The organism is Dactylosporangium sp. NPDC049525 (assembly GCF_040676755.1).
Lineage (GTDB): Bacteria > Actinomycetota > Actinomycetes > Mycobacteriales > Micromonosporaceae > Dactylosporangium.
The window spans coordinates 86,456-99,946 of the sequence record NZ_JBFAPO010000021.1; the positions used below are offsets into that span (position 1 = coordinate 86,456).

11 protein-coding genes and 1 pseudogene are annotated in these 13,491 nt (G+C 71.2%); 6 read left to right on the top strand and 6 right to left on the bottom strand.

The annotated features are described in order from the left end of the window. Positions 1 to 687 precede the first annotated feature (687 nt). The 3 genes from AB0K00_RS27900 to AB0K00_RS27910 all read right to left on the bottom strand — a co-directional run bounded on the left by AB0K00_RS27900 (position 688) and on the right by AB0K00_RS27910 (position 6,212). The gene (locus AB0K00_RS27900; RefSeq protein ID WP_363525639.1) at positions 688 to 1,581 is read right to left on the bottom strand and encodes an aminoglycoside phosphotransferase family protein; all 894 of its coding nucleotides are present in this window, start codon (positions 1,579 to 1,581) and stop codon (positions 688 to 690) included. A gap of 1 nt (position 1,582) precedes the next feature. Next, complete coding sequence (locus tag AB0K00_RS27905) at positions 1,583 to 2,626, bottom strand: LacI family DNA-binding transcriptional regulator (RefSeq protein WP_363525642.1); 1,044 nt, start codon at positions 2,624 to 2,626, stop codon at positions 1,583 to 1,585. 115 nt (positions 2,627 to 2,741) lie between these two features. Then, entirely contained in the window at positions 2,742 to 6,212 is a 3,471-nt protein-coding gene (locus tag AB0K00_RS27910; protein ID WP_363525645.1) for a discoidin domain-containing protein, read from the bottom strand. 263 nt (positions 6,213 to 6,475) lie between these two features. On the opposite strand from AB0K00_RS27910, the gene AB0K00_RS27915 reads away from it, so the two are divergent. Further along, complete coding sequence (locus AB0K00_RS27915; RefSeq protein WP_363525647.1) at positions 6,476 to 7,879, top strand: GH1 family beta-glucosidase; 1,404 nt, start codon at positions 6,476 to 6,478, stop codon at positions 7,877 to 7,879. A gap of 121 nt (positions 7,880 to 8,000) precedes the next feature. Here the strand turns inward: AB0K00_RS27915 and AB0K00_RS27920 are convergent. Both AB0K00_RS27920 and AB0K00_RS27925 read right to left on the bottom strand, forming a co-directional pair. Further along, a pseudogene (locus AB0K00_RS27920) lies at positions 8,001 to 8,603 on the bottom strand (adenylate/guanylate cyclase domain-containing protein); the annotation flags it as partial. 194 nt (positions 8,604 to 8,797) lie between these two features. Continuing rightward, positions 8,798 to 9,253, bottom strand: a complete 456-nt coding sequence (locus AB0K00_RS27925; protein WP_363525650.1) for a response regulator — start codon at positions 9,251 to 9,253, stop codon at positions 8,798 to 8,800. Positions 9,254 to 9,349: 96 nt separating this feature from the next. Between AB0K00_RS27925 and AB0K00_RS27930 the strand changes: the two genes are divergently transcribed. Beyond that, positions 9,350 to 9,685, top strand: a complete 336-nt coding sequence (locus AB0K00_RS27930) for an STAS domain-containing protein (protein WP_363525653.1) — start codon at positions 9,350 to 9,352, stop codon at positions 9,683 to 9,685. A 26-nt stretch (positions 9,686 to 9,711) separates the two neighbouring features. Then, positions 9,712 to 10,548, top strand: coding sequence for a zf-HC2 domain-containing protein (locus AB0K00_RS27935; protein ID WP_363525656.1), 837 nt, complete (start codon positions 9,712 to 9,714; stop codon positions 10,546 to 10,548). A 5-nt stretch (positions 10,549 to 10,553) separates the two neighbouring features. On the opposite strand, the gene paaK is transcribed toward AB0K00_RS27935, so the two are convergent. Then, positions 10,554 to 11,858, bottom strand: coding sequence for a phenylacetate--CoA ligase PaaK (gene paaK / locus AB0K00_RS27940; RefSeq protein WP_363525659.1), 1,305 nt, complete (start codon positions 11,856 to 11,858; stop codon positions 10,554 to 10,556). 132 nt (positions 11,859 to 11,990) lie between these two features. Between paaK and AB0K00_RS27945 the strand changes: the two genes are divergently transcribed. From AB0K00_RS27945 to AB0K00_RS27955, 3 genes are all read left to right on the top strand, one after another. After that, positions 11,991 to 12,236 (top strand): hypothetical protein, encoded by a 246-nt coding sequence (locus AB0K00_RS27945; RefSeq protein ID WP_363525662.1) that lies wholly within the window; start codon positions 11,991 to 11,993, stop codon positions 12,234 to 12,236. A gap of 74 nt (positions 12,237 to 12,310) precedes the next feature. Then, the gene (locus tag AB0K00_RS27950) at positions 12,311 to 12,874 is read left to right on the top strand and encodes a TetR/AcrR family transcriptional regulator (protein ID WP_363525664.1); all 564 of its coding nucleotides are present in this window, start codon (positions 12,311 to 12,313) and stop codon (positions 12,872 to 12,874) included. Next, positions 12,874 to 13,449 (top strand): DUF4865 family protein, encoded by a 576-nt coding sequence (locus AB0K00_RS27955; protein ID WP_363525666.1) that lies wholly within the window; start codon positions 12,874 to 12,876, stop codon positions 13,447 to 13,449. Before AB0K00_RS27950 ends, AB0K00_RS27955 begins: the two co-directional genes overlap by 1 nt. The last annotated feature ends 42 nt before the right edge of the window (positions 13,450 to 13,491 follow it).

The following is a 13,491-nucleotide window of genomic DNA, read 5'->3' on the forward strand; positions in this document are numbered from 1 at the left end:
TCCGAGGGCCTGCCGCGGTCCCGCAGTTGCGGCGGTCAGGGCGCCCAGAGCCCGGAACGACCGCCGCAACTGCGGCATCGGTGCACGGGACGCTCGCTCGCGCGGCCGTCCCGCCGGCGGCGACCCCAACCCGGTCGCCGTCGTGACGCTGATGGGACCCCCGGAAATGCCCGGACGCCGCACCTGGCCGACACCGTGGGCGCGGTCCGCGGGCCGTGGATACGGCCTCAGCAGCCCCGGCACCCGTCGGACGATCGTTTCGAGCAGCCCCCGCCTGGACGACCAACCCGAACTGCCAGTCCTGCGGCGTCGGTCAGGTGACCCAGCCAACCCCCGTCGATCCGTTCGAATCGTGTGGCCGGCCACCTTCGGCGCTGCTCCCCGCCGGCACCCGACCCGGCTGGAGAGCGCTCTCCGTAAAGGAAGTTTCCCGCCTGGTCCGGGCAGGTGTCAACACCTGCGCAGGCAGTCCTGACCGAATCCTGATCTTTACCGGAACAGGAGGCAGCCGCGTCCCCGCGGGTTGACGAACCCCATCCGGACCGGCAGACTCTGAGCATCTCGGAGAGCGCTCTCCGAGATGTCGACCACCTCACCCGCGTCCTCAGCCAGCGCGGTTTCGCGAGACTGCCGGCGTGCGTCACTGACTCCAGGTCGCGGCGCGCGCCGGTTCGCCGGCCCGGGTGGTCATGCGGGCAGCAGGACCTGGGCCAGGGTGTGCGCGCCGATCGCGGCCATCTCCGGGTTGTCCGCCGAGCTCGCCGCGACCGCTGAGCCGATGCTCAGCGCCCAGCCCCGGGCCCGTTGCCAGGTCGCGTCCGGCACCGGGGTCAGCGCCGCCAGGGCCGCGCGGAACACGGCCCGGCCCGGCGCGTCGAAGACCGTCCAGGCGGCCGCCAGGTCGGTGGCGGGGTCGCCGGAGGTCAGGTCGCCGAAGTCGATGAGCGCCGCCAACCGGCCGTCGGCGCCGATCAGGAGGTTCGCCGGGTGCGGGTCGGCGTGCAGCCACACCGGCGGGCCCGTCCACGGGGGCGCGGCGAGCACCTCGGACCAGACCCGCAGCAGCGCCCCGAAGCCGGGCGCCGGGAACCCGCCGGCGGTGAGCCGGTCGCGCACCGCCACGGCCCGGTCGGTCAGCGGTACCCCACGGAACGCGTTCGGCGGTGCCTCCGGCGGCGCCGGGACGTGCAGGGCGGCGAAGCAGCGGGCCAGGTCCTCGGCGAAGGCCACCCGGTCGGCGACGGGCACCGCGGTCGCGGGGCGGCCGGGCAGCCATGGGTTGATGCTCCACGGCCACGGGTAATCCCCGGCCGGCGCGCCCACGGCGAGCGGGACCGGCACGGGCACCGGGAGCAGCTCCGCGAGTTCGGGCAGCCAGCGCTGCTCGTTGACCAGGAGCGGCACCGCGACCGCGCGCCGGGGCAGGCGCACCGACCAGGACTCGCCCAGCCGGAACACGGCGTTGTCCCAGCCGTTGGCGACCAGGCGCAGCGGCGCGACGTACGACGGGTGCTGCGTGCGTACCAGCGATGCAACCAGCGACTCAGGGACCGCGATCTCGGCGGCCGGGGTACCGCTCATGTCACGCGGACTGACGGACTACGAGTTTCGGGTCGAAGATGACCGACTCGACCCGCAGCGACGGGTCGTCGATGCGGGCCAGGACCAGGCGGGCGCTCTCCGCCGCCATGTCCTCCAGGGGATGCCGGACGGTGGTGAGCTGCGGGCGGGCGTCCAGCGCGGCGCTGCTGTCGTCGAAGCCGACCACCGCCACGTCGTCCGGGACCCGCAGTTCGCGGCCGCGCAGCGCCATCACGGCGGCCTGGGCCATGACGTCGTTGGCGACGAAGACGCCGTCGAGCTCCGGCTGCCGTTCGAGGAGCTCCAGCAGCGCGGTCTCCCCCGACTCGTAGGTGAAGCCGCCCTCGACGGTCGGGAACCAGGCGTGCCCGTGCCGGGCGAGGGCCTGCCGGAACCCGGTGAGCCGGTCCTGGCTGGCGGGGACGTGCGCGGGGCCGGTGATCATGCCCAAGCGGGTGCAGCCGCGGCCGATGAGGTGCTCGGCGGCCAGGACGCCGCCGGCGTCGTTGGCGAGGTCCACGTAGCTGATCGGCACCGGCTGGGCCGGCCGGCCGACGAGGGCCGCGGCGATGCCGGCCTCGTACAGCTGGCGGGGTAGCGTGTCGTCGGGGTGCAGCGACAGCACGACCGCGCCGTCGGCCTGGCCCTGGCCGAGGTCGCCGACGAGCCGGCCGCGGGCCTCGTCGGTGCCGACGATCTGCAGCGCGAGCTGGATGCCCTTGGGGCGCAGGACCGACATGACGCCGCCGACGATCCGGCCGAAGAACGGGTCGGCGAAGAAGCGGCGCATGAACGGGTCGTCGTCGTGGCTGACCGCGTCGGAGACGACGAGGGCCACGGTCCCGCTGCGGCGGGTGACGAGCGAGCGGGCCGCGCGGTTGGGCACGTAGCCGGTGGCGTCGACGGCCTGCCACACGATGGCGTGCAGCTTCGGGTCGACGTTGCGAACACCGTTGATGACGCGCGACACCGTGGCCCGGGAGACGCCGGCGGCTTCCGCGACGTCTTCAAGGGTCGGTTTGCGGGCCGAACGTGGATCGCTCATGGCCGGTTTTATAGCACGGAGCATGGAGAGCGCTCTCCACTACATAGCACGAAATTCGCTGAAAAATACAGACGAAAGGGCGGGCGGCCGAGGCCGCCCGCCCGACTCGCCTTACCTACCGGTACACACCGAACTCCCAGAGTGAGTAGCCGTAGGCCGTGGCCTTCCCCGTGCCGTTCATGCGCACGTACCGGGCGTTGCCGTTGACGTTGAGCTCGTCGAAGCCGCCGTTACCGGTGGTCGTCGAGTAGATCGTCGTCCAGTTGTTGTTGTCGTCGGACGTCTGGATCTGGTAGCCGGTCGCGTACGCCGCCTCCCAGGCCAGGAAGACCTTGTTGAAGGTCTGCTTGCTGCCCAGGTCGACCGTGCACCACGCGGTGGCGACCCACTCCGACGCCCAGCGGGTGCCGTAGTTGTTGTCGACCGCGTAGGACGGCAGCTGCGGGCCGTTGGTGCCGGTCGGCTGGTAGGTCGACGCGGTCACGGTCTTGCCCTGGGCGATGTTGGTGCCGGCGATGACCGGCGGCACCACCTTGAACGACTTCGTCTCGATGCCGACGTTGCCCTGGCCGTCGAAGGCGTAGACGTAGACCTTCCACACGCCGAGGGTCTCCGGAGCGGTCACCGTGAAGGTGGAGCCGTTCTGGGTGAACTTGACGTTGCGGAACCCGGTGTTCCCGGTGATGTGCTTGTCGCTGATCATCACGTTGTACCGGATGGTGTCGTTGTTCGGGTCGTTCGCGGCGACGTTGACGGTAAAGGTGCCACCGGCCGGCACGGCGGTCTGGTTGCCGACCGTCATGCTGGTGATCTCCGGCGCCGTGTTCGCCAGGGGCGTGCCGGTGTAGGCCTGCTTCAGCGCGCCGTACCCGAGCCGGCGCCAGCCGCCGCCGTAGGTGTTGAGCCAGACGCCGCCGAAGTCGTTCTCCAGGCCGTAGTGGAACTCGGTCGCGCCGAGCGCCACGCCGGGGTGCGCCTTGATGGCGTTCCAGCTGGCCGTGTAGCCCGCCCGCTTCTGCAGGTCGGTCGGCTCGGTGGGCACACCGTTGACGTCGTTCGGGACCTCCCACTCACCGGACGGGCCGGCCTCGGTGACCACGTACGGCTTGGTGTAACCGCCGGCGATCCAGTCCGGCTTGATGTTGTTGATCGCGCCGTAGGAGTTCACCGCGAGCAGGTCCAGCGCCGGGGAGTTGTTCTTGTAGTAGGGCCAGGCGCCGGTGTACGCGTCGGTCGAAGTGACTGGGTGGTTCGGGTCGGCGGCGTGGATCGCGATCGCCAGCTCGTTGACGAACTTGGCGTACGCCACCCGGCGGGCCTCGACCGTCGCGGCGTCCAGGCCGTGGTCCTGCATCGTCAGGATGACCTCGTTGCCGACGTCCCACATCAGCACGCCCGGGTTGTTCTTGAGCGTGTTGACCCGGTTCACGATCTCGGTCTTCGTGGCGTTCTTGTACGCGGTGTCGTTCACGTAGTCGGCGCCCTGGTTGAGCCAGTGCCCGACGATCACCTTGATGCCCTGCTGCGCGGCCCGGTTGAGCAGCGTCGGGGTGTTCGCGTCGTCCACGCCCCAGGTGCGGATCGTGTTGACGCCCATATTCTTCAGGTCACGCATGTAGCCGTCGGCGGCGGCCTGCGGCGGGCCGTAGGTGAGGCCCTTGATCTCGTAGGGCTGGCCGCCGACCTGCAGCTGCCAGTTGCCCTGCGAGCCGGTGACCTTGACGACGCTCGGGCCGCCCGGCGTCGCCGGGTCGGTCATCGCGGCCGGCGTGGTGCCGGTCTGCTTGGACACCGTGACCGAGTCGACGGACAGCACGCCGCCGGACGTGGTGTCCGGGGTCGGGACGGTGTAGCCGGCGATCGCGTTCGGCCACGCACCGCCGATGGCGAGGTCGAGGCGCAGGTAGAAGCCGTGCTGGACGGCCGCGTTCCACGCGGTGACGCCGACCTGGCTCTTGCGCACGACCCAGGACTGCTTGCCGTCGAGGTAGAAGCGGATCTCCTCGTCGGTCTTCGTGCGGTCGATCACCTGGGTGTACTCGTGGTAGCCGGTCTGGCAGCCGGTGCAGCTGGCCAGGCCGGAGGTGCGGCCGTTGTACTCGCCGCACGGCCCGTCGGGGGCGGTGCCGCAGTGCAGGGTCTGCGACAGCTGGCTGCGGCCGTTGGCGTCGGTCATGATGTCGGTCTCGCCGACACCCGGCCAGTTGTTGTAGTTGCCGCGGTAGGCGGCGCCGGTGGCCCGGAAGCCCGGCCAGTAGCCATCGCCGTTGGCGACGTCCGGCTGCTTGAGCACGGCGGTGAACTTGACCTGCTCGCCCGCGGCGGCCTGGAAGTCGGTCCGCTGGGTCTCGATGCGGCCCGACGTCCACGCGCCGCCGCCGTCACGGATGGCCTTGATGTTGAGCTTGCCGGCGCCGTCGAGGTAGACGTTGGCGGTCGACGCGCTGGCGGTCTCGACCGAGCCGGTGCCCCAGTTCGCGGCACCACCCGGGTACTGGGTGCCGGTGCGCAGCAGCCAGTTGGCCGCCGACGGGGAGGTGTTGGCCGGCCCGTCGAACGAGTCGGTCCAGACCTGGGTCCAGTTGGGGTCCTGCGACGGCGAGGCGCTGGCCGACGGGCTGGTGCTGGTCGGCGGGGTGGTCGTGGTGCCACCGCTGCCGAGGGCGACCTTGAACTCCCACAGCGAGTAGCCGTAGCCGCCGGGGCGGGCGGTGCCGTACATCCGGATGTACCGGCCGGCGCCCGTCACCGGGATGGTCTGCGTGCCGCCCGTGCCGGTGCTGGTCGAGTAGACGTCGGTCCAGCTGGTGGCGTTGTCGGAGACCTGGATCTGGAAGGCCTTGCCGTAGGCGCCCTCCCACTGCAGCACGACCTGGCAGATGTTCTGCTTGCTGCCGAGGTCGACCTGCAGCCACTGCGGGTCGCTGAACTGGCTGCTCCAGCGGGTGCCGGCGTCGCCGTCGACCGCGAACGAGGCCGCGGTGCCCGCGCCCTCGGCGCTCGAGGCGGTGGCGGTCTTGCCCTGCGCGGCGTTGGTCCCGGTGTTGCACGTGCCCGGGTTCGTGGTGCCGTCCAGGGAGCCGTACACCTTGAACTCGTACAGCGAGTAGCCGTAGCCGGTGCCGCGCTCGGTGCCGCTCAGCCGCACGTAGCGGCCGGTGCCGGAGACGTTGAGCGTCTGCGTGCCGCCGGCGCCCGTCGTGGTGGTGTAGATGTCGGTCCAGGTCGTGTCATTGCTCGACGTCTGGATCTTGAAGGACTTGCCGTAGGCGCCTTCCCACTGCAGCACGACCTGGCTGATGGTGGCGGGACCACCCAGGTCGATGCGGATCCACTGCGGGTCGCTCCACTGGCTGCTCCAGCGGGTGCCGGCGTTGCCGTCGTTGACGAAGCTGGCGGCCACGTCCGGCGCCTGGTCCGACGACGACGTGACGGGCTTGCCCTGCGAGATCAGGCTGTCGGCGGCGCGCGCGAACGGCGCGACCACGACAGCAATGGCGGCGACGACGGCAACGACCAGGGCGATGCGCCATCGCGAACTGAGCAGTCTCCGCCAGGCGGGGGCGGAAGCATGTGCCGGATGCACGTGAGCTCCTTGCTGAGGGGTGAGGAGGCGCGGGCGGGGGGATCTCTTTGGAGAGCGCTCTCCGATAGGTCGCAGTGTTGCCCCGCGGTTTCCCGTGTGTCAAGAGTCCTCGATTTCTTTGGTGGCATTTTGTCCGGTACGCGCAGAAGCGTGCTTCCTCGCACCTTGACACTCGGACACGCGACGTCGCAGTCTGGTCACACGGCTTGGAGAGCGCTCTCCAAGCCACCTATCTGTTGACGTACGGGGAAGTGGTGGTGGGTGTGAGCACGACAGCGGTGCAGACCGCGAAAGGCGTCCTGACGTTTCCCTCGGACTTCTGGTGGGGCGCGGCGACCGCGGCCTACCAGATCGAGGGCTCCGTGGACGTCGACGGCCGCACCCCGTCGATCTGGGACACCTTCGCCGCCCAGCCGGGCCGCATCGACAACGGCGACACCGGCGCCCGCACCACCGGGCACTACCAGCGCTACCGCGACGACGTCGCGCTGATGCGGGAGCTGGGGCTGTCCTCATACCGGTTCTCGATCGCGTGGCCGCGGGTCCGCCCCGCCGGCGGATCCGGGGTCAACGAGGCCGGCCTCGGCTTCTACGACCGCCTCGTCGACGAGCTGCTGGCCGCGGGGGTACGGCCCACCGCGACGCTGTACCACTGGGACCTGCCGCAGGAGCTCGAGGACGCCGGCGGGTGGACCAACCGGGACACGGCGCTGCGGTTCGGGGAGTACGCGGCGGCCGTCGCCGCCCGGCTCGGCGACCGGGTCGCGTTGTGGAACACGCTGAACGAGCCGTGGTGCTCGGCGTTCCTCGGCTACGGCAGCGGCGGGCACGCGCCCGGCCGGCGCGGCCACCTCAACGCCCTCGTCGCCACCCACCACCTGCTGCTCGCCCATGGCCTCGGCGTCGCGGCGCTGCGGTCCGCGGGGGTGTCCGGGCAGGTGTCGGTCGCGTTGAACGCCGGTGCCGTGCGCCCCTTCACCGACGCCCCGGGCGACCTTGACGCGGCACGACGGATCGACGGCCTGCTGAACCGGATCTTCTTCGAGCCGATCCTGCGCGGCTCGTACCCCGCTGACACGGTGGCCGATATTGCCGACATAACGGATATGTCGTATGTGCGTGCCGGCGACCTGGAGATCGTGTCGCAGCCGATCGACGCGGTGTGCGTGAACTACTACCAGCCGGATCTGGTCAGCGCCGCCACCGACGGCACGCTCGACGAGGGCACCCCCTACCCCACCGCGCAGCACGTCCGCTTCCACCCGACCCCGGGGCCCGTCACGCACATGGGCTGGTCCGTCGACCCGACCGGCCTGCGCGACCTGCTGCTGCGCATCCGCCGCGACTACGGCGACCGCCCGATCTACGTCACGGAGAACGGCGCCGCCTACGACGACCGCCCCACCCCCGACGGCTCGATCCACGACCCGGAGCGGATCGAATACCTGCGCGGGCACCTGGCCGCGGTGCACGAGGCCATCGCCGCCGGCGTCGACCTGCGCGGCTACTTCGCCTGGTCCCTGCTCGACAACTTCGAGTGGGCCTTCGGCTTCAGCCGCCGCTTCGGCCTCATCCACGTCGACTACGACACCCTCGCCCGCACCGTGAAGTCCTCCGGCCACTGGCTCGCCGAGGCGATCACCCGCAACGCCATCGACGCTCCGTAAGGGTTCAGGCGGCCAGCGCGAGTGGACGAGTGAGTGCTTGCGCGTGGCTCGTCGGTGCCGCTGTCCGTGAGCAACCCGAGGCTGCTTTTCGTACCATGGCGGAAACGAATGCCTCGGCAACGTAGGCGCGGACGGGCTGCCGGCGACCTTTGACCGTCAGGTCGCCCAGCGGGGAGACGACCAGGTCGGCGCCGACGGTGTCCCGCGTGGTGGCGCCGATGACGACCTGGCCCGGCTCGGCGACGGTCTGCAGCCGGGCGGCGACGTTCACGGCGTCACCCATGGCGTTGAACCCGCGCAGCAGCTCGCTGCCGATGTTGCCGACGAGGGCGTGGCCGGTGTTGAGGCCGATGCGGAACCTGGGCCAGTGCGGCTCCCGCGCGGCGACCGCGGTGACCGCGTCGCGCATGTCCAGTGCGGCGCGGACCGCCCGGGTGGCGTGGTCGCTCTGGCGGACGGGGGCGTTGAAGAGCGCGAGCAGCGCGTCGCCGACGAACTGCACGATCGTCCCGCCATTGTCCAGGACGCAGGGCACGGCGACGGCGTGGTAGGAGTTGAGCATCTCCACCAGGTCCGACGGTGAGCTGTCCTCGGCGAAGCCGGTGAAGCCACGCAGGTCCGCGAACAACGCCGTGACCTGCACGATCTGGCCGCCTAGCGCGGCGCGGGCCGGGTCCTCCAGCAGCGAGGCGGCGACGTCGGGCGACAGGTACTGCCGCAGCAGCCGCGTCGCGGGGTCTGCGCGGGCCGCGGGGGCTGCCGGGTCGCCGCGCTCCGTCGGGCGTAGGAACCGGGTCAGCAGCGTGCGCACCGTCGTCATGGCACCTACCTCACCAGCCGGTGGGAGGATCTTGAAGGGTGGCGCCACCAGGCGGCACCGTCGTGCCAGCACCACCGCGTCAGGCGGTGGCGCGCCCGTCAGGCGGTGGCGCGGCGCCGCACGCTGACGAAGAACGTCTCGATCCGGCGCACGACGTGCATCAGGCTGGCGAAGTCGACGGGTTTCGCAATGTACGTGTCGACCCGCAGCTCGTGGCTGCGCAGGAAATCCTCCTCGGCCCTGGAGCTGGTGAGCACGACCACCGGGATGTCGTTGAGCGCCGGGTCGGCGTGGATCACCTCGAGGACCGCGCGACCGTCGACGCCGGGCAGGTTGAGGTCCAGCAGCACGATGTCGGGCCGCGGCGCGCCCGCGTGCTCGCCCTCCTGGCGCAGGAACCGCAGCGCCTCGGCGCCGTCGGTGCAGACGGACAGCCGGTTGGACACCTTGTGGTCGGCGAACGCCTCGCGGGTGATGAGCACGTCTCCCGGGTCGTCCTCGACCAGCAGGATCTCGATCGGCACGCCATGGGGCGCATCGTCCACGGTGCTCATCGAGGATCCTCCCACCAGCATGTCCCGGCCCAACGATAGCGCCTGGCGCAAGACCGGCTACGGTCATACCGCTACCCACGAAGTGGAGACAGTCGGATGGCGTTCTCGATCTCGACGTTCAATGGGCACAGCGTGGTCCGGGCGGACGGCGAACTCGACGTCAGCACCGCGCCGCAGCTGCGCCAGACGATCACCACCGCGCTCGACGAGAGCGGCGGCAAGCTGATCGTCGACCTGACCGCGGTCACGTTCATGGACTCCACGACCCTCGGCGTGCTCATCGGCGCCCACAACCGGGTCCGCGAGACCGGCGGGGCCCTCGGCCTGGTCTGCCCGGACGACAAGATCCGCCGGGTGTTCCGGATCACCGGCCTGGACAACGTCTTCACGCTGTACGACACCGTCCCCGACGCGGCCACCGCGCTGACCTGACGGCTTCGGTCTGGCACGATCGGGGGGTGGAGCGTTCACCTGCCGCCGGTTGCGAGGCCTTCCGCGAGGCGCTGTCGGCGCGCCTCGACGGCGAGGCCGAGCCGATCGACGCCGCCCTGACCGACGCGCACCTGCTGCGCTGCGCCGGGTGCCGCACGTGGCATGCCGACGCGGCGTCGGCCACCCGGCTGTTCCGGGTCCGCCAGGTGCCCGCCCAGCCGGCCGGCTCGGACGACCTCCTCGCCGCACTCGACGCCCACGGTGTCCTTCCCGCCGCAGTGGTACCGCCAGCGCAACGGCGGTTCGCCGGCACAGTGCGCCGGTGGTTCGCCGGCGTCGCGGGGCGGCGGGCGCTGGTGGTGGGGTTGCGGGTGCTGCTCGGCGGGTTCGGCGCGGCCCAGTTCGTCCTCGGGATCGCCCAGGTCACCAACGCCGCCACCGCCACCGAGCTGCACGGCAACGGCTCGGGACACCTGTGGCACGAGTCCGCCGCCTGGAACGTCGCCATCGGCGCCGGTTTCGGCTGGATCGCCAGCCGCCGCGGCCGCCCGGCCGGCGCGCTGCCCATGCTGACGGCGTTCGTCGCCCTGCTCGCCCTGCTCAGCGTCAACGACGTCCTCGCCGGCCGGGTCGAGACGGCGCGGCTGCTCAGTCATGGGTTCGTCCTGGCGGGGTACGCGATCGTCGTCGCTCTCACCCGCCCGGCCCTCGACCCGGGCCGCCCGCCGTCGCGCCTGCCTTCGTCTCCGTCTTCCCGCGGTGACGGCATCGGTGGCGGCGACGGCGGTGCTTCCCCGCGGGGGCGGCTGCGGCTCGTTCCGGGTCAGGCGACCGCCCGCATCACGGACCGGGACGCCGCCTGAGCCTGCTAGTGCGGGCGTTCGTCGAGCACGCGGCGCATCTTGCCGGCGGAGCGTTCCACGCCGCCCGGGTCCAGCACGAGGGCCGTCACCGTCACCCCGACGACGTCCTTCACCAGGGACTCCAGGCGCGCCCCGGCCGCCGGGGCGTCGTCGGCGTGGGTGTCCGGCCGGCGTTCGACCCGCACCGTGAGCGTGTCGAGGCGGTCGGGCCGGGTCAGCACGCACTGGAAGTGCGGGGACAGGGCCGGCACGCGCAGGAGCAGCTCCTCGATCTGGGTGGGGAACACGTTCACACCACGGACGATCATCATGTCGTCGGTGCGTCCGGTGATCCGCTGCATGCGGCGCATCGTGCGGGCGGTGCCGGGCAGCAGCCGGGTGAGGTCGCGGGTCCGGTACCGGATGACCGGCATCGCCTCCTTCGTCAGCGACGTGAGCACCAGCTCGCCGACCTCACCGTCGGGCAGGACCGCGCCGGTCACCGGATCGATGATCTCGGGATAGAAGTGGTCCTCCCACAGGTGCAGTCCGTCCTTGGTCTCGGCGCACTCCACGGCGACGCCGGGACCCATCACCTCGGACAGGCCGTAGATGTCGACGGCGTGCATGTCGAGGCGCGACTCGATCTCGGTGCGCATGTCGCCGGTCCACGGCTCGGCGCCGAGGATGCCGACGGACAGTGACGTCGCGGCCGGGTCGATCCCCTGCCGGTGCATCTCGTCGACGATCGCGAGCAGGTACGACGGGGTCACCATGATGACGTCCGGGCGGAAATCCTGGATGAGCATGACCTGCCGTTCGGTCATGCCGCCGGAGACGGGCACCACGGTGCAGCCGAGCCGCTCGGCGCCGTAGTGGGCGCCGAGGCCGCCGGTGAAGAGGCCGTAGCCGTACGCGACGTGCACCACGTCGCCGGGGCGGCCACCGGCGGCGCGGATCGAGCGGGCCATGAGCGTGGACCAGGTGTCGATGTCGCGGGCCGTGTACCCCGCGACGGTGGGGCGCCCGGTGGTGCCGGAGGAGGCGTGGACCCGCACCACCCGCTCCCGCGGCACGGCGAACATGCCGAACGGGTACTGCCGCCGCAGGTCCTCCTTGGTGGTGCACGGAAACGCGGCGAGATCGGTCAGCGTGTGCAGGTCGTCCGGGTGGACTCCGGCCGCGTCGAACGCGGAACGGTAGTGCGGCACCCGCTCGTACACCGTGCGCAGTGTCTCGCGCAGGCGTCCGAGTTGCAGGCTGGTCAGCTCGTCCCGGGAGGCAGTCTCGACCGGATCGAGGGCGGCGGGGTCGACGTCGATGTCGCGCACTCCCGCATCCTGCCGCATCCCACCGTTGACCGGCATCCGACGCGTGTCGAGGCTCACCACTCATTCAGCTGCGGTGATCTTTCTGAATCGATACAGTAGACGCAGGACCACACCAGATGAAGGAGTCAACCGATGGCCACCCAGACCACCGCGAGCCGGGTTCGCAACGCTGTGACCAGCCGCGTCGAGGCACGTCGCGCACGGCGTACCCTCGCGCGGGAGATCGCCGCATACCGGACGCCGGCCGAGCGCCTGGAGCTCGACCTGATCCTCGGCCGGCACACCGCCGAGGAGACCCGCGTGATCGACGAGATCCTGCGCTCCCAAGCCGCCTCCGAGCGGTCGACCTTCCAAGCCCTGCGGGTCGACCAGACCTAATGCACGCCCTGAACGAGGGGGAGTCCGCTCCCCCTCGCATTTAGGTCCATGCTGTACCTACTAGTATGTACAGCATGGACACCGCCGAACGCCTCGTCGAGAGCACCCGCGAGCTGCTGTGGGAACGCGGGTACACCGGCACCAGCCCCCGCGCCATCCAGGAACGCGCCGGCGCGGGCCAGGGAAGCATGTATCACCACTTCCGCGGCAAGCCGGACCTCGCCGCGACCGCCATCCAACGCACCGCCGACGACCTGCGCACCCGCGCCGGCACACTGCTGGACGCCCCGGGCAGCGCGGTCGAGCGGATCACCGCGTACCTGACCCGCGACCGCGACGTCCTGCGCGGCTGCCCCGTCGGCCGCCTCACCCAGGACCCCGACGTCCTCGCCGACCCCACGCTGCACACCCCGGTCACGGAGACGTTCGCCTGGCTCTGCGACCACCTGTCTGCGGTCCTGTCCGAAGGCCGAGCCACCGGCGAACTGCCGGAAACCATCGACCCGGACGACACCGCCGCCACGATCGTCGCCACCCTGCAGGGCGGCTACGTCCTGGCCCGCGCGGCAGGGTCCAGAGAGCCGTTCGACCGCGCGATCCGCGGCGCCCTCGGCCTGCTCCGAACGGCGGCCGCCTGATGCTCGCGATGCAGTACTCGCTGACCCTGCCCGCCGACTACGACATGCACATCATCCGCGCCCGCGTCCGCCGCAACGGCCACGCCCTCGACGACCGCGCCGGCCTGGCCCTGAAGGCATACCTGATCCGCGAACGCGGCGTGGCCGGCTCCCAGACCAACCAGTACGCCCCGTTCTACCTGTGGAACTCCCCCGCCGCGATGACGCATTTCCTGATCGGCGGCGGCGGCTTCCAGAACATCGTCCGCGACTTCGGCCGCCCGCCGGTCTCCCAGTGGACGGGTATCGGGGTCGTCCGCGGCGGCGCGAGTGGTCCCCCGATGGCCGCGTCGCGACAGATCACCGCCCTGCCACAGCCATCCCAGGGCGACGCAGCGGTGTCGATCGACGACGCCCTCGCGGATCTGGCCGCCCTCGCCGACCACCCCGAGGTGCACACGGCGGCGCTGGCCTTCGACCCGAGAGACTGGCACCTGGTGCGCTTCACGCTCTGGCGCACCGAGGTGCCGACCGACGAACCAGTTGACGAACGCTACGAGGTCCTCCACCTGTCAGCTCCGGAGCTGGACGCATGAATCGCCGGACACCGCGAGCAATTCGACTTGCACAGTGAAGGG

What these genes read in the sequence shown, in the direction of transcription:
- AB0K00_RS27900 (WP_363525639.1), bottom strand. Translation starts at nt 1,581, where the DNA reads ATGAGCGGTACCCCGGCCGCCGAGATCGCGGTCCCTGAGTCGCTGGTT.
- AB0K00_RS27905 (WP_363525642.1), bottom strand. Translation starts at nt 2,626, where the DNA reads ATGAGCGATCCACGTTCGGCCCGCAAACCGACCCTTGAAGACGTCGCG.
- AB0K00_RS27925 (WP_363525650.1), bottom strand. Translation starts at nt 9,253, where the DNA reads ATGAGCACCGTGGACGATGCGCCCCATGGCGTGCCGATCGAGATCCTG.
- AB0K00_RS27930 (WP_363525653.1), top strand. Translation starts at nt 9,350, where the DNA reads ATGGCGTTCTCGATCTCGACGTTCAATGGGCACAGCGTGGTCCGGGCG.
- AB0K00_RS27945 (WP_363525662.1), top strand. Translation starts at nt 11,991, where the DNA reads ATGGCCACCCAGACCACCGCGAGCCGGGTTCGCAACGCTGTGACCAGC.
- AB0K00_RS27950 (WP_363525664.1), top strand. Translation starts at nt 12,311, where the DNA reads ATGGACACCGCCGAACGCCTCGTCGAGAGCACCCGCGAGCTGCTGTGG.
- AB0K00_RS27955 (WP_363525666.1), top strand. Translation starts at nt 12,874, where the DNA reads ATGCTCGCGATGCAGTACTCGCTGACCCTGCCCGCCGACTACGACATG.